The sequence below is a fragment of the Agromyces tardus genome (assembly GCF_003710805.1).
Classification (GTDB): domain Bacteria; phylum Actinomycetota; class Actinomycetes; order Actinomycetales; family Microbacteriaceae; genus Agromyces; species Agromyces tardus.
This window is the reverse complement of the sequence record NZ_RHHB01000006.1, coordinates 18,629-36,561: the sequence shown is the minus strand read 5'-3', so window position 1 is coordinate 36,561 and position 17,933 is coordinate 18,629. Positions and strand designations below refer to the sequence as shown.

The 17,933-nt window shown below is 71.3% G+C and carries 15 protein-coding genes; 3 read left to right on the top strand and 12 right to left on the bottom strand.

Annotated elements, in window-relative coordinates; genetic code table 11:
* Positions 1-36 precede the first annotated feature (36 nt).
* Together EDM22_RS05700 and EDM22_RS05695 are read right to left on the bottom strand one after the other, a co-directional pair.
* Complete coding sequence (locus EDM22_RS05700) at positions 37-780, bottom strand: alpha/beta fold hydrolase (protein WP_212591896.1); 744 nt, start codon at positions 778-780, stop codon at positions 37-39.
* A 149-nt stretch (positions 781-929) separates the two neighbouring features.
* Positions 930-3,080 (bottom strand): GAF domain-containing sensor histidine kinase, encoded by a 2,151-nt coding sequence (locus tag EDM22_RS05695; RefSeq protein ID WP_122936101.1) that lies wholly within the window; start codon positions 3,078-3,080, stop codon positions 930-932.
* A gap of 89 nt (positions 3,081-3,169) precedes the next feature.
* On the opposite strand from EDM22_RS05695, the gene EDM22_RS05690 reads away from it, so the two are divergent.
* Entirely contained in the window at positions 3,170-3,826 is a 657-nt protein-coding gene (locus EDM22_RS05690) for a response regulator (protein ID WP_122936100.1), read from the top strand.
* Between the two features lie 193 nt (positions 3,827-4,019).
* Here the strand turns inward: EDM22_RS05690 and EDM22_RS05685 are convergent, their stop codons facing one another.
* The 3 genes from EDM22_RS05685 to EDM22_RS05675 form a co-directional block, all read right to left on the bottom strand.
* A complete protein-coding gene (locus EDM22_RS05685; protein WP_122936099.1) occupies positions 4,020-5,477 on the bottom strand; it encodes a flotillin family protein in 1,458 nt (485 codons plus the stop codon).
* 70 nt (positions 5,478-5,547) lie between these two features.
* Entirely contained in the window at positions 5,548-6,018 is a 471-nt protein-coding gene (locus tag EDM22_RS05680) for an NfeD family protein (RefSeq protein WP_122936098.1), read from the bottom strand.
* 112 nt (positions 6,019-6,130) lie between these two features.
* On the bottom strand, positions 6,131-6,883 hold the full coding sequence (locus tag EDM22_RS05675) for a hypothetical protein (RefSeq protein ID WP_138708039.1): 753 nt from the start codon (positions 6,881-6,883) through the stop codon (positions 6,131-6,133).
* 129 nt (positions 6,884-7,012) lie between these two features.
* Here EDM22_RS05675 and EDM22_RS05670 point away from each other — a divergent pair, with 129 nt between their 5' ends.
* Positions 7,013-8,797, top strand: a complete 1,785-nt coding sequence (locus EDM22_RS05670) for a bifunctional 3'-5' exonuclease/DNA polymerase (RefSeq protein ID WP_342768503.1) — start codon at positions 7,013-7,015, stop codon at positions 8,795-8,797.
* A gap of 10 nt (positions 8,798-8,807) precedes the next feature.
* Here EDM22_RS05670 and EDM22_RS05665 read toward each other — a convergent pair whose 3' ends face one another.
* Positions 8,808-9,398, bottom strand: a complete 591-nt coding sequence (locus tag EDM22_RS05665) for a PadR family transcriptional regulator (protein WP_122936189.1) — start codon at positions 9,396-9,398, stop codon at positions 8,808-8,810.
* A gap of 182 nt (positions 9,399-9,580) precedes the next feature.
* On the opposite strand from EDM22_RS05665, the gene EDM22_RS05660 reads away from it, so the two are divergent.
* Positions 9,581-10,102, top strand: coding sequence for a DUF3145 domain-containing protein (locus EDM22_RS05660; protein WP_122936188.1), 522 nt, complete (start codon positions 9,581-9,583; stop codon positions 10,100-10,102).
* 163 nt (positions 10,103-10,265) lie between these two features.
* On the opposite strand, the gene EDM22_RS05655 is transcribed toward EDM22_RS05660, so the two are convergent.
* The 6 genes from EDM22_RS05655 to aceE form a co-directional block, all read right to left on the bottom strand.
* A complete protein-coding gene (locus EDM22_RS05655; protein WP_122936096.1) occupies positions 10,266-11,501 on the bottom strand; it encodes a beta-ketoacyl-[acyl-carrier-protein] synthase family protein in 1,236 nt (411 codons plus the stop codon).
* An 81-nt stretch (positions 11,502-11,582) separates the two neighbouring features.
* On the bottom strand, positions 11,583-11,831 hold the full coding sequence (locus tag EDM22_RS05650; protein ID WP_056731598.1) for an acyl carrier protein: 249 nt from the start codon (positions 11,829-11,831) through the stop codon (positions 11,583-11,585).
* A 66-nt stretch (positions 11,832-11,897) separates the two neighbouring features.
* Positions 11,898-12,902, bottom strand: coding sequence for a beta-ketoacyl-ACP synthase III (locus EDM22_RS05645; RefSeq protein WP_122936095.1), 1,005 nt, complete (start codon positions 12,900-12,902; stop codon positions 11,898-11,900).
* A gap of 36 nt (positions 12,903-12,938) precedes the next feature.
* Positions 12,939-13,859: an ACP S-malonyltransferase gene (locus tag EDM22_RS05640; protein WP_122936094.1), complete on the bottom strand. Its 921-nt coding sequence runs from the start codon at positions 13,857-13,859 to the stop codon at positions 12,939-12,941.
* Positions 13,860-13,950: 91 nt separating this feature from the next.
* Entirely contained in the window at positions 13,951-15,165 is a 1,215-nt protein-coding gene (locus tag EDM22_RS05635) for a PucR family transcriptional regulator (RefSeq protein ID WP_122936093.1), read from the bottom strand.
* A gap of 12 nt (positions 15,166-15,177) precedes the next feature.
* Positions 15,178-17,904 (bottom strand): pyruvate dehydrogenase (acetyl-transferring), homodimeric type, encoded by a 2,727-nt coding sequence (gene aceE / locus EDM22_RS05630; protein WP_122936092.1) that lies wholly within the window; start codon positions 17,902-17,904, stop codon positions 15,178-15,180.
* Positions 17,905-17,933: the final 29 nt, after the last annotated feature.

Below are 17,933 nucleotides of genomic sequence, written 5' to 3'. Positions count from 1 at the left end.
AGTCTCCTCAGTCTCTGCTGGCGAGGGTGGATGCGTCTACGCGCCGTCGTCGTGGGCGACGGCGGCGACCGCCTCGCGGATGAGGTCGGCCACCGTGGCCGCCTCGGGTACCGCCACGCTGTGGGAGCCGCCCTGCAGCTCGACCGTCTTGCGAGCGCCGGCTCGGTCCGCCATGAAGCGGTGGCTGGCGGCGGGGATGTTCCTGTCGTCGGAGCCGAACAGGAACCACGAGGGAATCGACTTCCAAGCGGGTTCGCCGGACGGCTCGTTGAGTGCGGCTTCGACGATGGGTCGTTGCGTCGCGGCCATGAGCGCGGCATCCGCCTCGGAGGAGTCGGCTGCGAACTGGGCGCGGTACTTGCCCTGGACGATGTACAGGTCGTTGCCGCCGTCGGGAAGCGCGACCGCGGTCAACGTGTCGCCGAGGGTACCGCCCTCGTACCGGCCGGCGAGTTCGGCGGCGGTCTCTCCCGCGTCGGGAGCGAATCCCCCGATGTACACGAGCGCCCTCACGTCGGCGTTTCCCGTCGCCGCGTTCGTGATCACCGTGCCGCCGTAGGAGTGGCCGACGAGGATGATCTGCCCGGAGACGTCATCGAGGACGGCTCGGAGGTAGTCGGCGTCGAGTCGCACGCCCCGGAGCGGATTCGCGACCGCGATCACCGGATAGCCCTCGCGCAGCAGGATCGCGATCAGCCCGCTCCAACTGGAGGACTCTGCGAACGCGCCGTGCACGAGCACGATGGTTGGCCGGGTCGGGGATGTCGCGGTGATGCTCATGGTGGTCCTCGCCGTCGTTCTGCCGGAGTCTCCGGACCGCTCCAGCATCGCGACGGGGGAGCGGCGCGTCGATCACGCCAGCATCCGTCTTGGCTGCATCCCAGCGGGAGGATCGGACCCCCGGCTGGCAGGGGGGTGCCCACGGGGAGCTAGCCCGTGATGGGCAACGTCGCGATCAGGCGGGTGCCCTGTCCCTTGGGACTCCGGACGCTGATCGAGCCGCCCAGCGCCTCGACGCGATCGACCAGGCCGGTCAACCCGGTCCCGAGGGAGGGATCGGCACCCCCGGCGCCGTCGTCCACCACGGTGACTTCGAGACGGCCGTCGTGGCAGCGCACGGTGATGTCGACCAGCGCTGCGTGCGCATGCTTCCCGGCGTTCGCGAGCGATTCCGAGACGACGTAGTACGCGGCGACCTCGACGGGATCGGCGAGCCTCGGCAGGTGCTCGAGCCGCACGCTCGCCGGCACGGGAGACCGGCGTGCCAGGGAACGGATCGCGGGTTCGAGTCCGCCCTCGGAGAGGATCGCCGGGTGCAGGCCCCGCGAGAGTTCCCGAAGGTCCTCGAGCGCGTCCGCGAGTTGAGTGGCGACCCCGGAGAGCTTCGCCCGGGAGCGTTCGAGCTCGGGCGGAAGTGATTCGCGCGCGCCGTGGAGGTCGAGCGCGATACTCACCAGGCGTTGCTGAATGCCGTCGTGCAGGTCGCGCTCGAACCGCCGGCGGGTCAGGTCGGCCGTCTGCACGATCCGGGCTCGGGACTCGATCAGGTCCAGCCGCGACTTCATGTTCCCGATCGCGGTGGCCACGAGCTCGGTGAACTGCCCGATGCGCTCCTCCGTGTCGGCCGGGAGCTTCTCCGGCTCGGTGCTGACCACGACGACCGCGCCCCACAGCTGGTTCTCGACGATCACCGGGCTGGCGACCACGCAGGTGATGCCTTCACGTCGAGTGAGCTCGGCGAGCGTCCCCCGGGCGTCCCCGAAATCCTCCTGCCTGGCGGGTCGCCGGGTGCGCCACACCTGCGCCGCCGGATTGTCGCCGTCGAACGCCAGCCGCTGGCCGACGTAGTCGGTCATGTCGGGCGATCCCCACGCGGCGAGGACCGTCACTGTCTCGTCTGCTTCGTATCGGAGCAGTACGGACCCGTCGACCTCCAGGAGGAGCGCCACCTCGCGGACGATGGTGGCGGAGGTGACATCCCACTCTCCTCGTGCGACGACCGTGGCCACCCGCCGCAGCGCCGCCTGCTCGTCGGCGAGGGCGTGCAGCGCGACGCGCGCCTCCAGGTTCGAGAGTGCGACGGCGACGAGGTCGGCGAACTTCGTGATGCGCTGCTCGGTGTGCGGTGGCAGCGGATCGGCGGCGACGGTGCCGACGACCAGTGCGCCCCAGAGGCCGCCGTCGACGACGATGGGGGCGCCGACCGCCGAGCGCATCCCCGCGGATCGTTGGAGGGCGGCGATCGCCCCGGTCGCAGTGCCGTAGTCGTCCACGCGTGCGGGACGGCCGGTGGCGAAGATCTGCCCGGTCACGCTGGTGCCGGTGATGCTGAGCCGGGTGCCGGCCGGTATCCCTGCCTCGAGGGAGCCCCAGCTGGCGAGGAACGTGGCCATTCCGTCCTTCTCGTAGCGGAGCATCTTCGCACCGGCGGCGTTCACGACCCGCCCGAGTTCCTCGGCGACGGCCGCGAACACCTCCACCGGCGGCGCGCCGCGAGCCACCAACTCCGCGACGCGCAGCAGCGCGGCCTGATCCGCTGCGAGCTCCTCCACCGCAGTGTTCGCGTGGCTGTTTGCCACTGCCGAGGCGATGAGCTGGGTCAGCCCCAGCAGGCGGGCTTCGGTCTGGTCGGGCAGCGGCTGGTCGCCGATCGAGTGCACGAAGATCGCTCCCCATACCCGGTCCTGCAGCAGCACCGGCACGCCGACGGACGACCTGATGCCGTGCCGTTCGCCGGCGTTCTCGGACGTCGCATCCGGACCGCCATCGCCGGCGTCCTCCCGGGTGGGGGCGCGCGTCGTGGCGATCCGTCGCGCGGCACGGTCGTCGTCGAGCGCCCATCGCTCCAGGGCGAGCACGCGGTCGCCTCGTGACGCCCACGCGGCGATGACCCGGGGTCGATCGTGTTCATCGAACTGCAGGATCTCCAGGAAGTCCGCTTCCACTGCGACGGCGACGTGACGCGCCACGCTCTCGAGGACCACCCGCGGCGATGCCCCTCGCGCCACCAGGGCGGCCGCGGTCCGCAGCGCCGCCAGCTCGGCGGCGATCACGTCAGTGCTCGGGAAGATTTCCTGCATGCAGTACCTCGATACGGCTCCGACCTGTTGTCTCCAGCCCCGTCCGCGCTCAGACTGGCACAAATACCGAGAAACGGTCTGGGAACGTGATGCCGGGAATCACCGCGATGATCGCCGACGACGACGTCCTGCTCAGGGAGGGTCTCGCCAGCCTCTTGACGCAATCGGGCTACGACGTCGTCGCGCAGGTCGCGGAGGCGACACGCATCCTCGAGCTCGCGCAGGAGCTCGAGCCGCAACTCCTGATCATCGACATCCGCATGCCCCCGACCCACACGATCGAGGGCCTGATCGCGGCGAAAGCCGTGAGGGCCGAGGTGCCGTCGATCGCGATCATGGTGTTGTCGTCGTATGCAGAGGTGGAGCATGCGATCGAGCTGCTCGCGAGCGGTCCGCGAATCGGGTACCTGCTGAAGCAGCGCATCTCGATGGTGAGCGACTTCCTCTCGTCCCTCGAGCGAGTGAGGGTGGGGGAATCGGTCATCGACCCGGCGCTCGTGCAGGAGCTCGTCCTCGCGCGGCGGGCGCGGGATCCGCTCGCCGGACTCACCCCGCGCGAACGCGAGGTGCTCTCCCTGATGGCGCAGGGCCGCTCGAACCTCGGTATCGCCCGCGTGCTCACGGTCTCGGAGACCACGGTGGAGAAGCACGTGCACCGCATCCTCGGCAAGCTCGACCTCGGCGACGAGGATGACGGAGACCATCGCCGGGTGCTCGCCGTGATCGCGTTCCTCGACAACGCGTGACGGCGAGCGCGTCGAGGGGGCCGAGGATCGAACGTGGGCTCCGCGGCCGCGAAGACGACGAGATCGGGTGTCGGTGTGCGCGGGCGGCTGGGGGAGGAGCTCGACCGTGCGGTTGCCGAGGTCGAGGGCCGATGCTCCCGAGGACGCGGAACGGGGAGCGGGCCGGACGGCCCGCTCCCCGTCGACGCCGCTCCTACTCGGCGCGCGCGTCGGCCTTCACGAGCTGTCCGCCGGCCAGACCCGCGAGGATCGCGCCGACATCGAGCCCCGTGAGCGACTTCACGACCTCGGTGCCCTCGCCGAGCACCTGGCCCACGGTCTTCGTGACGGCGCTCGCACCGTCGGTCGAGACGACGGTGAGCGTCTTGATGTTGGAGATGGGCTCGGCCGCGGCCCGCACGATCTCGGGCAGCCGCGAGATGATCTCCTGCGCCAGTGCGGCCTCGCCGTACTTCTTCAGCGCCTCGGCCTTGGCGTCGGTCGCAGCCGCGTCGGCGAGCCCCTCGGCCTGCACCGCGGCGGCCTTCGCCTCACCCTCGGCGCGGATGCCCGCGGCGAGCGCCACCTGTCGGTCGCGCTCCGCCTCGCCGGACACGCGGACGGAGGTCGCGGCCGCCTCGGCGTCCTGCACCGCTGCGACCTTGTTCGCCTCGGCGATCTTGGTGCGCTTGTACGCCTCGGCCTCGGTGCTGGCGTTCGCGGCGTCGCGCTGCGCGGTCGCGCGCTGCACCTCGGCGTATGCTTCGGCCTCGGCCGGCTTGCGGATCTCGATGTCGAGGCGCTCCTGGGTCACGAGCGCCTGCTCCGAGAGAGCGTCCCGCTCCTGCACGGCCACGAGCTTGTCCTGTTCGGCCTTCGCGAGCTGGCCGGCCGCGGCCGCTTCGGCGTTCGCCCGGTCGGTCTCAGCCTTGATGATCGCCTGCTTGAGGCTCAGCGCCTTCTGCCGCTCGGCGATCTGCTCTGCCGCCTCGATGCGCGCGAACTCGCTGGCACGGGCGGCCTCCGCCTCGCTCACCTCGGCGACCTGGCGGGCTCGGGCGGCCTCGGCGCGGCCGAGGTTCGCGAGGTAGTCGCTGCCCGGGGTCGAGATGTCGGAGATGTTGAGGAGGTCGACCTGCAGGCCCTGCTCGACGAGGTCGGTCTTCGTCTCGGCGACGACCCGGTCCGAGAGGCTCTTGCGGTCGGAGATGATCTGCTCGATCGTCATGTCGCCCACGATCGAGCGCAGCGAGCCCTCGAGCGACTCCTTGATGATCTCGGTCAGCAGTTCCTGCTGCGAGAGGAACCGCTGGGCGGCGCGGCGCACGCCGTCTTCGGTGCCGCTCACCTTGAAGTTGATCGACGCCTTGATGGCGATCTTGATGCGGTTCTTGTCGACGCCCTCGACCGTGATGCCGATCTGGCGCTGTTCGAGCGAGATCGCGAAGCCCTGCTGCAGGATCGGCCACACGAACGTACGGCCGCCGATGACGACGCGCTGGCCCGTGACGGGCTCGCCGGATGCGGCGCGGCCGGCGCCGCGCCCGACGATGACGAGTGCTTCGTTGGGCGGCACGCGTCGGATGCGTCGTGCGATGAAGACGAGCAGGCTGAGCAGTGCGATCGCGATCGCGACGATCGAGATGACCTGGATGAGCTCGGGGGTCAGCATGGTTCCTTCCGGGGGTTCGGGTGATGCCGTGTGGGGGCGGTGCAGGTTGGGCGGCGGACGGGACGGGCCGTCACGCGGCCTCGACCTTGACCCGGGTTCCCGCGTGCTCGACGACTCGCACGCGGACGCCCTCGGGGATCGGCAGGTCGGAGTACGCGAGCCGGCGTTCGAGCTCGCCGGGACCGTCGAGGCTGACCTCGCCGCCCGCAGCGGAGACCGACGACTTCGTCACGCCGGTGAGGCCGAGCGCCGATTGCGGGACGCCGTCGGAGCTGCGGGTGAGGGAACGCACCGCGAGGGCGCTGAAGGCGTACGCGAGGGCGGCGAGCACACCCGCCAGCACGTACGCCCAGACGAGCTCCCAGCCGAGGCTCGCGGTGATGGCACCCGCGGCCCCGAAGACGACGAGTCCGACCGCCAGGGCCGTTCCGGAGATCGCGCCGTCGCCGATCTCGAGGTGATCGAACACGTCGCCCAGCACGAGCGACACGACGAGGATCACGAGGCCGAGGCCTCCCACGATGAGGAAGGGAAGGAGCACTCGAGGACCTCTCTGCACGCGAGACCCTCGCCGGCACGGCGAGGGCGGCTCTCACCCTATCGAGCCACGACGACCCGTGCGGCGATCCTCCACAGACGGTCGCGGCGCGCCGTCAGGAGGCGGATGCCGCATCCACGCGGAGTGCGTCCACCGCCGCCTGGCCGCGGATCTCGGCCATCAATCGCACCACCTCGTCGACCGCCTCGACGGTGAGCGTGCGGCAGACGACGCTGTACGGACCGAACGACTCGAGCCCGCCCGCCCGAATGCGGATGACCTCCCAACCCACCTCGCGCAGCGCGTCGTCCTTCTCGAGATCGGACGCCTCCTTGAGCCCGAGATGCGCGCGGCGCGAGCGGCCGGGATCGTCGTACTCGACTGCGACCCGCAGCTGCGGCACGAGGATGTCGGGCCACACCTCCTGCTTGCCGTAGAACATACGGCGGATGCGCACCGCATTCACGCGGTGATGCAGCCGGATCCGCTCGCCGAGCAGCATCCGCAGCCGCTGCTCGGTCATCGAGGTGCCCACGCGGAGCCCCGGCTTCATGAACGCCATCCCCGCCTCGCGAGCCGCACCGGGCGCCGCGGCGTTCGCCATGCACTTCGCGCAGCTCGGACCCGTGAGCACGTCGAGCACGGTCGCCGTGTACCGGTCGTGCCCACGGGCGCAGCGCCACGTGTATCGTGCACCGACGCGGGTCTCGCCGGCGAGCGCCCGGCGTTCGGGCGGCGCCACCCGCCCGAGGAGCTCGGACCGCGACCGTTGCGTCTCGTGCAGGAGCATGCACACGGGGCAGGGTCGCCGTAGCGAGACGACCCCGGGCACGCCCGCCTGCTCGCCGTGGCCGCAGGCGAAGCTCACCGCGACCATTCGTGCGTTCCCCTGAACCTCGGCTTCGCCGTCATCCGTTGCATGACCGCATTCTTCGGCCGACCGCCGACATCCGACTGCGGGATCGCCGATGTCGGCTGCTCGGGCGAGAATCAGGGGGTGCGCATCGTGGTCGGAACAGACGGGGCCGGCCTGGTGTCCCTCGTCGATCCCGACCGCGGCGGCGAGGTGCTCGCGACATCCGATCGCCTCGACCTCGCAGCGCTCGTGCACAGGTACGAGCCGCAGCGCCCGCGCTGGGTGTGGATCGACACCCGCGAGTTCCTTCCGCAACTGCTCGCGGCCGGGGTGCGAGTCGAGCGCTGCCATGACCTGCGACTCTGCGGCGCGATCCTCGCGAACTCGACCCGGGCCGCCGTCGCGACCGAGCGCCTCGGCGATCGTCCGGACTGGTTGCCGCACGGTCCCAACGAGGGCGTCGCCGTCGAGGCGGCGGCACCCGTGCCGGCAGCCGTCGACGGCCCGGCCCTGTTCGACCTCGACGACACGCCCGCCCCCCGTCCGAACCGCGACCCGTCCTGGAACGGGCCGGCGGATGCCGCGCCGCCGACGCTCGCGGCGATCGTCGCCGAGCACGACCGGCAGCTCGCGGTCGTGCGCGACAGCGAGACTCCCGCCGCACTGCGGCTCCTGCTCGCCGCCGAGTCCGCCGGGGCGCTCATCGGCGCGGAGCTGCAGGCCGCCGGCCTTCCGTGGAATCGGGCGGTGCACGAGGGCGTGCTCGAGGCCGAGCTCGGGCCGAGGCCGCCCGTGGGCCGCAAGCCGGCCCGCATGGAGGAGCTCGCTGCCACCGTTCGCGCAGAACTCGCTGCCCCGGCACTCAACCTCGACTCGCAGGTCGACCTGCTGCGCGCCCTGCAGCGCGTGGGGCTCCCGGTGACCTCCACGAGCCGATGGGAGTTGCGGGAGCACGAGCATCCGGCCATCGAACCGGTCGTCGCCTACAAGAAGCTGGCCCGGCTGCTCGGCGCGAACGGCTGGGCGTGGATCGAGGAGTGGGTGGCCGACGGGCGCTTCCGCCCCGACTACGTGCCCGGCGGCACCGCGACGGGGCGATGGGCGACCTCGGGCGGTGGCGCACTCCAGCTGCCGAAGAACGTGCGGGCCGCGGTGACCGCCGATCCCGGCTGGCGGCTCGTCGTGGCGGATGCCGCGCAGCTCGAGCCGCGCGTGCTCGCCGGCATGTCGCACGACACGGCCATGGCCGAGGCGGCGCGCGGACGCGACCTGTACGGCGGCATCGTCGATGCGCGCGTCGTCGAGACGCGCTCGCAGGCGAAGATCGCGATGCTCGGCGCGATGTACGGCGCGACCACGGGGGAGAGCGGCCGGCTCGTGCCGCGACTCGCCCGCGCCTATCCGAAGGCGATGGCGCTCGTCGACGCCGCCGCCCGCGAGGGGGAGCGCGGCAGGTCGGTCACGACCCTGCTCGGCCGGTCGTCTCCTCGCCCCGGCCCGGCCTGGCACGAGGTGCAATCGCGGGCGAGCCAGCCGGATGCCACGGCCGCCGACGAGCGGCGTGCGCGCTCGACGGCACGCGACTGGGGCCGGTTCACGCGCAACTTCGTGGTGCAGGGGAGTGCGGCCGAGTGGGCGCTCTGCTGGATGGCGGCGCTGCGAGCCCGGCTGACCGCGATCGGCGACACCGCCCCGGCGAGGCATGCTGCTGCGGCATCCGGACCGGCCTTCGACCGCGTGCCGCACCTCGTGTACTTCCTGCATGACGAGCTGATCGTGCACACGCCCGCGGAGCACGCCGACGCCGTGGCGGCCGCGGTGCTCGACACCGCGAAGGCCGCGGGCGAGCTGCTCTTCGGCGACTTCCCCGTCGACTTCCCGCTCGACCTCGCGATCGTCGACAGCTACGCGGCGGCCGACGCCTGACCGCGCCCGGTCACGCGGCCGGAGCGGCCGAGGGGCGTCGGCCCCGCTTGGGGCGCGTGCCGCTCGGGGCGAACGAGAGCGCCGACTCGTCGACCGCGGCGACCGCAGCGAGCCAGTCGAGGGCCGCGCGGGCGCGGGCGGCCTCCGCGGCCGAGGCGAGGTCGACGAGTCCGCGGTGCGCGGAATCCGCGGGCCCCTCGGATGCCGCGGCCGACGCGCCGACCGCCGACTGACGCTCTCGCCACTTCGCGCCCTCGGCGTCGATGATCGACGCGGCGTCGATGCCCGGCAGGGACAGCGCGACGAGCACCCGGTCGACGGTCTCGTCCCACGGGTCGGCGCCCGCAGCATCCGCGCCCGCCAGCCAGGCCTGTGCTGCGGCCTCGCCGGCGGCGGTGAGGCGATGCAGCGGCAGCCCGTCGTCGGTCGCGCCGGCGGGCTCGACGAGGCGCTGCTTCGCGAGCCGCTCGAGGGTGGCGTAGGTCTGGCCGACGTTGACCGTCCGCCGGCCCCCGGTGCGCTCGGCGAGCCCGCCGTGCAACTGGAAGCCGTACGCGGGCCCCGTGGTCAGCAGGGCGAGCAGGGCGTCGCGCACCGCCATCCGGTCCTCCTCGATCGAACGAATGAACTCCTCACCGAGCATACAGTTGGCGTGGCACCCTTGTCAGCGCCCGGAATACCGGGCATAATCGCCCTGACGGCATGCCGTCGCCAATCGAACAGGCCGCACTCGCTCGTTCCGAGGTCGTAGGGGAAGACGAACCTCAGCGAACGGAGATGGAGATGGCGGAGCAGAACACGCGGGCACTGCGCGCCGCGCGAGGAGTGCTGTTCGTGCACTCGGCACCACGTGCCGTGTGCCCGCACGTCGAATGGGCGGCCGGGCGCGCGCTCGGCACGCCGGTGAACTTCGACTGGGTCGAGCAGCCCGTGCTGCGTGGCGCCATGCGCGCCGAGTTCTACTGGGAGGGCGACGCCGGCAGCGGCGCCCGACTCGCGTCGGCGTTGCGCGGCTGGGAGCACCTCCGATTCGAGGTGAGCGAGGATCCGGGGCCGGGCTCCGACGGCTCGCGCTGGATGCACACGCCCGAGCTCGGCGTCTTCTACGCGCAGACCGACTCCGCCGGCAACATGGTCATCCCCGAGGATCGCGTGCGCTATGCCATGGAGGTGGCCGGCCTCGACGCCCGCGAGCTGCACCGCGAGCTGCGCCTCGCACTCGGGCAGGCGTGGGACGACGAGCTCGAGCCGTTCCGCCACGCGAGCGACTTCGCGCCGGTCGTCTGGCTGCACCAGGTGGGGTGAGGGATCGCATCATGGCGGTGGCGTGACGCGTCAGCCGGTCGACCTGGTCCCGGCGGTGCACGATCGAAACCCCGATGCGATGCGAAGACCCCGGCGCCCTCAGGGCGGCCGGGGTCTTCGCACGCGTGCCGCCGGTGATCCGGCGGTGCGGGTGTTGCGCGCGTCAGGCCGAGCGGAACGCGGCGACCGCGTTGTGCCCGCCGAAGCCGAACGAGTTGCTGATCGCGATGAGGTCGCCGTCGCCGAGGGCGCGCGGCGAGGTGACCACGTCGAGCGGGATCTCGGGGTCCTGCTCGGTGAGGTTGATCGTCGGCGGAGCGGTGCGCTCGTGGAGCGCCATCACGGTGAACAGCGCCTCGATCGCGCCCGCGCCGCCGAGCAGATGACCCGTCGACGCCTTGGTGGCGGTGACCGCGATGCGGTCGAGGTGGTCGCCGAACACGCGGCGGAGCGCGTTGTACTCGGCGATGTCGCCGACCGGCGTGCTCGTCGCGTGCGCGTTGACGTGCGCGACATCCGTGAGGCTCGCGCCCGCACCCTCGATCGCGGTCTTCATGGCGCGCGCGGCTGCCGAACCCTCGGGGTCGGGCGCCGTGATGTGGTACGCGTCGCTCGTGACCGCGCCGCCGAGCAGCTCGGCGTAGATGCGGGCGCCGCGGGCCTTGGCGTGCTCCTCGGTCTCGACGACGAGCGCGGCCGCGCCCTCGCCGAGCACGAAGCCGTCACGCCCGAGGTCGTAGGGACGCGACGCGATCGCGGGCTCGTCGTTGCGACGCGAGAGCGCCTGCATCGACGCGAACGCCGCGATGGGCAGCGGGTGGATCGCCGCCTCGGAGCCGCCGGCGATCACGACGTCGGCGAGACCCGCCTGCAGGTGGTCGTAGGCGTTGACGAGTGCCTCGGTGCTCGAGGCGCACGCCGAGACGACGGTGCGGATGCCGGCGCGGGCGTGCAGGTCCATGCCGATCGCGGCGCCCGGACCGTTCGGCATGAGCATCGGCACGGTCATGGGCAGCACGCGGCGGGGTCCGCGTTCGCGCAGGGTGTCCCACGCGTCGAGGAGCGTCCAGACGCCGCCGATGCCCGTCGACCAGTCGACGGCGAGCCGCTCGGGAGCCACCTCGGGCGACCCGGCATCCGCCCAGGCCTCGCGGCCGGCGATGAGTGCGAACTGGCTCGACGGGTCGAGTCGCTTCACCTCGTGGCGTTCGAGCACGTCGGCCGCGCTCTGCTTCGCCGTCGCGGCGAAGGTGACGGGGAGCGCGAGCTCGGCCACCCAGTCGTGTTCGAGCGTGCGTGCGCCCGATTCGCCGGCGAGCAGCGCCTTCCAGCTGTCACGCGCGGTGCCGCCGATGGGCGAGGTCGCACCGATGCCCGTGATCACGATCTTCTTGGTCATACGAAAACACTCCAGGGGAGGTGAACGGTGGTCGCGTCGAGGGGATGGGCCGGCACACGGCCGGCCCATCCTGATCAGCGACTAGGCCTGGGCCTTGACGATGAAGTCGACGGCGTCGCCGACGGTCTTGAGGTTCTTGACCTCTTCGTCGGGGATCTTGACGTCGAACTTCTCCTCGGCGTTGACGACGATCGTCATCATCGAGATGGAATCGATGTCGAGGTCATCGGTGAACGACTTGTCCAGCTCAACCGTGTCGGTCGCGATGCCGGTCTCGTCGTTGATGAGCTCGGCCAGGCCGGCAAGCACTTCTTCGGTGGACAATGCCATGGTTCTTCTCCTTGAGGGGTGTCTCGTGTGACCGAGGAACAGTCTAGAGGGACGGGGGACGGCGGCTCAGGGCAGAACCACCACTTGGGCGCCGAACACGAGGCCGGCGCCGAAGCCGATCTGGAGGGCGAGGCCCCCCGAGAGCTCGGGATGCTCCTCGAGCAGGCGGTGCGTCGCGAGCGGGATCGACGCGGCCGACGTGTTGCCCGTCGTCGCGATGTCCCGGGCGATCACGACCGATTCGGGAAGCTTCAGCTGCTTGGCGAACTCGTCGATGATGCGCATGTTCGCCTGGTGCGGGATGAACGCCGCGAGGTCCGCGCTCGTCACGCCCGCGGCATCCAGCGCCTGCTTCGCCACCTTCGCCATGTCCCAGACCGCCCAGCGGAAGACCGTCTGACCCTCCTGGCGGAGCGTGGGCCACGCGGCCGTGCCGTCGCGGAACTCGGTGAGGGTGTGGTCCATGCCGACCGCGCCCGCCTTCGACCCGTCGGAGCCCCAGATGGTGCGCGCGATGCCCGGGAAGTCGCTGGGGCCGATCACGACGGCGCCGGCGCCGTCGCCGAGGAGGAACGAGATCGAGCGGTCGGTGGGGTCGACGACGTCGGAGAGCTTCTCGGCACCGATCACGAGCGCGTAGTGGGCGGCCCCCGAACGGATGAGGGCGTCCGCCTGGGCGACGGCGTAGGCGTAGCCCGCGCAGGCTGCGTTGGTGTCGTATGCGGCCGCGGGATTCGCTCCGATGTTGTCGGCCACGACGGCCGCCATCGACGGGGTCTGCTGCACGTTCGAGATCGTGGCCACGATGACGAGGTCGATGAGCTCGGGCGCGACGCCCGATCGCTCGATGGCCTCGCGCGCGGCCTCCGTGGCCAGGTCGAGCGCCGAGACGTCGGCGCCGGCGCGCGTGCGCGTGATGATTCCCGTGCGCTGCTGGATCCACTCGTCGGAGGAGTCGATCGGCCCGACGAGGTCGTCGTTCGGCACGACGTTCGCGCCGCGGGCCGCCCCGACCGCGTAGATGCGGGTGTAGGCGGGGCCGTGCGACTGCTGCAGGGTGGGTCTCGTCATGGTGCGCTCTCTCGTGTGATTCGCGGATGCCGCGGGCTACGCGGCCTGCTCGATGAGCTCGATGGCCGCGGGCAGGTCGTCGGGGGTCTTGACTGCGACGGTGGGCACGCCCTTGAGCGCGCGCTTCGCGAGTCCGACGAGCGCGCCGGCGGGCGCGACCTCGATGATGCCGGTGACACCGGCCTCGCCGAAGGACTCCATGCAGCGGTCCCAGCGTACGGGGGAGGAGACCTGGCCGACGAGCAGGGCGACGAAGTCGGCGCCGGATGCCACGCGGGAGCCGTCGTGGTTCGTCCAGAGCGGGATCGCGGGGTCGGCGGGCGCGAGCGTCGCCGCGACCTCGCCGAGGCGCGCGGCGGCCGGCTGCATGTAGCGCGTGTGGAATGCACCCGCGACCTGCAGCGGGATGACCCGGGAGCCGGCGGGCGGCTCGGCCTTGAGCTGCTCGAGCGCGTCGAGCGCGCCGGCGACGACGAGCTGGCCGCCGCCGTTGAAGTTGGCGGGCTCGAGGCCAAGCTCGGCGAGGCGCGCGAGGAGCTCCGCCTCGTCGGCGCCGATGACGGCGCTCATGCCCGTGGCGACCTCGGCCGCGGCGGCCGCCATCGCACGCCCGCGCTCGGCGACGAAGCGCATCGCCTCGGCGTCGGTGAGCACGCCGGAGCCCGCGGCAGCGGTGATCTCGCCGACCGAGTGGCCGGCGATCCCGCCGATGCGCGCGTCACGGCCGTCGGCGAGCAGTGCGCCGAGGGTGAGGATCCCCGCGGCGACGATGAGCGGCTGGGCCACCCGGGTGTCGCGGATCGTGTCGGCGTCGCTCTCGGTGCCGTGCGCGGCCAGGTCGAGCCCGGCGGCTTCCGAGAGCCCGGCGAGCCGGTCGGCGAAGGCGGATTCGGCGAGCCAGGGGGCGAGGAATCCGGGGGTCTGAGAGCCCTGTCCAGGGCAGACGACGACGATCACAGTCCCAGTCTGCCAATCTGCGGGCGCGCGCGAGTGTGCACACACTACAAGCTCTTCGCGGAGTCGTTGTGCCGGCGGTACAGCTCCGGGGTCAGGATCCGCTGCGTCGGCGCGGCGGCAGCTCGTGGTCGCTCATCGATCCGATGATGAGCGCCGACTGCAGGATGAGCGCCTCGCGCGCGCCCGTGGCATCCCACCCGATCACGTCGGAGACGCGCTTGAGGCGGTAGCGCACGGTGTTCGGGTGCACGAACAGCTCGCGGGCCGTCGCCTCGAGCGACCGGCCGTTGTCGAGGTAGCTCCACAGCGTGGTGAGGAGTTCGGTCGAGTGCGCCTGCAAGGGCCGGTAGATGCGGTGCACGAGGGTGGCACGCGCGAGCGGGTCGCCCGCGAGGGCGCGCTCGGGCAGCAGGTCGTCGGCGTGCACGGGGCGCGGGGCGTGCCGCCACGATCGCGCGACCGCGAATCCCGCGAGGGCCGCCTTCGCGCTCTTGCTCGCATCGACGAGGTTCGCGACCTCGTGGCCGAGCACGAGGTGCCCCGTGCCGAAATGCGGCTCGAGTTGCGTGGCGATCTCCATGAAGCTCAGGGCGGCGGCGGTGCCGACCGACTCCTCGCCCTCGACTCCTCGGGGATCGGCGCGACCGATCACCACGACGAGGCGGTTGCCCTGCACGCCGATGAGCACGTCGGCGTGCATGTGCCGTGCGGCGCGCCGCACCTGGTCGACGTCGAAGAGCTTCGGCGCCGTGCCGACGAGCACCGCGACCTCGCCGTGACCGTGCCAGCCCAGCGCGGCGATACGGCTCGGGAGCTCGTCGTCGTACTCGCCCGAGAGGATCGAGTCGACGACGAGCGCCTCGAGGCGGGCGTCCCAGAGGCCGCGCGCCTCGGCGGCCCGGGCGTAGACGTCGGCCGCGGCGAACGCGATCTCGCGCGAGTAGAGGAGGATCGCCTCGCGGAGCGCCTCGCTGCCGTCCTTCACGCGCTCCTCGACGACCTCGACCGTCACCCGGATGAGCTGCAGCGTCTGCTGCAGGCTCACCGAGCGCAGCAGCTCGCGAGGAGCCGCGCCGAAGACGTCGGCCGCGATCCACGGCGTGGATCGGGGATCGTCGAACCACGAGATGAACGACGAGATGCCCGCCTGGGCGACGAGGCCCACCGCCGAGCGTCGGCTCGGCGGCATGTCGCCGTACCAGGGCAGCGTGTCCTCCAGTCGCTTCAGCGTCTGGGTCGACAACTCACCCGCGATGGTTCGCAACCACGCGAGCGTCTCCGCCTTGGTCTTGGGCCTCGTCGCCACCTGGGATGCCTGCTAGCTCTCGCCGCCGGCCGATCCGGTGGTGCCGGCGTTCACGTCGTGGAGCCGGTACTTCTCGATCGCGCTCGCGGGGAGCGAGCGGTCGACCTCGCCGCGGTCGGCGAGCAGCTGCAGCGCGCGCACGACCATCGACGGGCCGTCGATCTTGAAGTAGCGCCGCGCGGCCGCGCGGGTGTCGGAGAACCCGAACCCGTCGCCGCCCAGCGTCGCGTACTGGCCCGGAACGTACGGCCGGATCTGCTCGGGCACGGCCCGCATGTAGTCGGACACCGCGACGAACGGCCCTCGCGCTGCCGAGAGCTTCTGCGTGAGGTACGGCACGCGGCGCTCGGCGTTGGGGTTGAGGTAGTTGTACTCGTCGACCGCGAGGCCGTCGCGGTTGAGCTCGGTCCAGCTCGTCACCGACCAGACGTCGGCGGACACGCCCCAGTCGTCGGCGAGGAGCTGCTGCGCCTCGAGCGCCCACGGCACGGCCACACCCGACGCGAGCAGCTGGGCCTTCGGCCCCGCGACCTGCGACTCCGAGATGCGGTGGATGCCGCGGTTGATGCCCTCGACGTCGACGCCCTCGGGTTCGGCCGGCTGCACCATCGGCTCGTTGTAGACGGTGATGTAGTACATGACGTTCGGGTCGGGGTGGTTGCCGCCGTACATGCGGTCGAGGCCCGAGCGCACGATGTGGCCGATCTCGTACCCGTACGCCGGGTCGTACGAGACCACCGCGGTGTTGGTGGCCGCGAGCAGCGGCGAGTGCCCGTCGGCGTGCTGGAGGCCCTCGCCGGTGAGCGTCGTGCGACCGGCGGTCGCGCCGATCATGAAGCCGCGCGTCATCTGGTCGCCGGCCGCCCAGATCGCGTCACCGGTGCGCTGGAAGCCGAACATCGAGTAGAAGACGTAGATCGGGATGAGCGGCTCGCCCTGCGTCGCGTACGAGGTGCCCACGTTGGTGAACGCGGCGAGCGCGCCGGCCTCGTTGATGCCGACGTGGATGATCTGCCCCTGCGGGCTCTCCTTGTAGGCGAGGAGCAGCTCGCGGTCGACCGAGGTGTAGTGCTGGCCGCGCGGGTTGTAGATCTTCGCGTTCGGGAAGAACGCGTCCATGCCGAACGTGCGCGCCTCGTCGGGGATGATCGGCACGATGCGGTTGCCGAAGTCCTTCGCCCGCATGAGGTCCTTCAGCAGGCGCACGAACGCCATGGTCGTCGCGACCTCCTGCGTGCCGGAGCCCTTCTTCGAGATCGCGTACGCCGAGTCGTCGGGCAGCGAGATCGCCGTGTGCTTCGTGCGACGCTCGGGCAGGTAGCCGCCGAGCTCGCGACGGCGCTCGTGCAGGTACTGGATGGCCTCGTCGTCGTTGCCGGGGTGGTAGTACGGCGGGAGGTAGGGGTTCTCCTCGAGCTGCGCGTCGGTGATGGGGACCCGCATCGTGTCTCGGAACGTCTTGAGGTTCTCGAGGGTCATCTTCTTCATCTGGTGGGTCGCGTTGCGACCCTCGAAGGAGGGACCGAGGCCGTAGCCCTTGATGGTCTTCGCGAGGATGACGGTCGGCTGGCCCTTGTGCTCGGTGGCCGCCTTGAACGCCGCGTACACCTTGCGGTAGTCGTGGCCGCCGCGCTTGAGGCCCCACACCTGGTCGTCGGTGAGGTCCTTCACGAGCTCGAGGGCGCGCGGGTCGCGGCCGAAGAAGTTCTCGCGCACGTAGGCGCCGGACTCCGCCTTGTAGGTCTGGTAGTCGCCGTCGGGCGTGACGTTCATGAGGTTGCGGAGTGCGCCGTCATGGTCGCGCGCGAGCAGGTCGTCCCACTCCCGGCCCCAGACGACCTTGATGACGTTCCAGCCGGCGCCGCGGAAGAAGCTCTCGAGCTCCTGGATGATCTTGCCGTTGCCGCGCACCGGTCCGTCGAGGCGCTGCAGGTTGCAGTTGATCACGAACGTGAGGTTGTCGAGGCCCTCGTTCGCCGCCACCTGGAGCTGGCCGCGGCTCTCGACCTCGTCCATCTCGCCGTCGCCGAGGTAGGCCCAGACGTGCTGGTCGGAGGCGTCCTTGATGCCGCGGTTGGTGAGGTACTTGTTGAGCTGCGCCTGGTAGATCGCGTTGATCGGACCGAGGCCCATCGACACCGTCGGGAACTGCCAGAAGTTGGGCATGAGCCGCGGGTGCGGGTACGACGGGAGGCCGTTCGGCGCGTGCGACTTCTCCTGGCGGAATCCGTCGAGCTGGTCGGTGGTGAGCCGGCCCTCGAGGAATGCGCGGGCGTACGTGCCGGGGGAGGCGTGGCCCTGGATGAAGATCTGGTCGCCGCCGCCGGGGTGGTCCTGGCCGCGGAAGAAGTGGTTGAAGCCGACCTCGTAGAGGGCGGCGGATGACGCGTACGTCGAGATGTGGCCGCCCACGGCGATCCCGGGGCGCTGCGCGCGGTGCACGAGCATGGCCGCGTTCCACCGGATCCAGGCGCGGTAGCGACGCTCGATGTCCTCGTCGCCGGGGAAGTCGGGTTCGTTCTCGGGGGCGATCGTGTTCAGGTAGTCCGTGGTGGGCACCATCGGCACGCCGAGGTGCAGCTCCTTGGAGCGCTTGAGCAGGCTGAGCATGATCTCACGCCCGCGCTGGTGCCCCTTCTCGGCCACGAGGGCGTCGAGGGACTCGGCCCACTCGCTCGTCTCCTCGGGATCGGCGTCCATCGCCTCGACCGAATAGGGGTCCTGGTCGTTGACAGTCACACTCGACCTCTCTCTTCAGCAGATCGTGC

Excerpts from the sequence above, each read along its gene's own strand:
- EDM22_RS05700 (WP_212591896.1), bottom strand. The coding sequence starts at position 780 with ATGAGCATCACCGCGACATCCCCGACCCGGCCAACCATCGTGCTCGTG.
- EDM22_RS05695 (WP_122936101.1), bottom strand. The coding sequence starts at position 3,080 with ATGCAGGAAATCTTCCCGAGCACTGACGTGATCGCCGCCGAGCTGGCG.
- EDM22_RS05690 (WP_122936100.1), top strand. The coding sequence starts at position 3,170 with ATGCCGGGAATCACCGCGATGATCGCCGACGACGACGTCCTGCTCAGG.
- EDM22_RS05685 (WP_122936099.1), bottom strand. The coding sequence starts at position 5,477 with ATGCTGACCCCCGAGCTCATCCAGGTCATCTCGATCGTCGCGATCGCG.
- EDM22_RS05665 (WP_122936189.1), bottom strand. The coding sequence starts at position 9,398 with ATGGCGGTGCGCGACGCCCTGCTCGCCCTGCTGACCACGGGGCCCGCG.
- EDM22_RS05660 (WP_122936188.1), top strand. The coding sequence starts at position 9,581 with ATGGCGGAGCAGAACACGCGGGCACTGCGCGCCGCGCGAGGAGTGCTG.
- EDM22_RS05655 (WP_122936096.1), bottom strand. The coding sequence starts at position 11,501 with ATGACCAAGAAGATCGTGATCACGGGCATCGGTGCGACCTCGCCCATC.
- EDM22_RS05650 (WP_056731598.1), bottom strand. The coding sequence starts at position 11,831 with ATGGCATTGTCCACCGAAGAAGTGCTTGCCGGCCTGGCCGAGCTCATC.
- EDM22_RS05645 (WP_122936095.1), bottom strand. The coding sequence starts at position 12,902 with ATGACGAGACCCACCCTGCAGCAGTCGCACGGCCCCGCCTACACCCGC.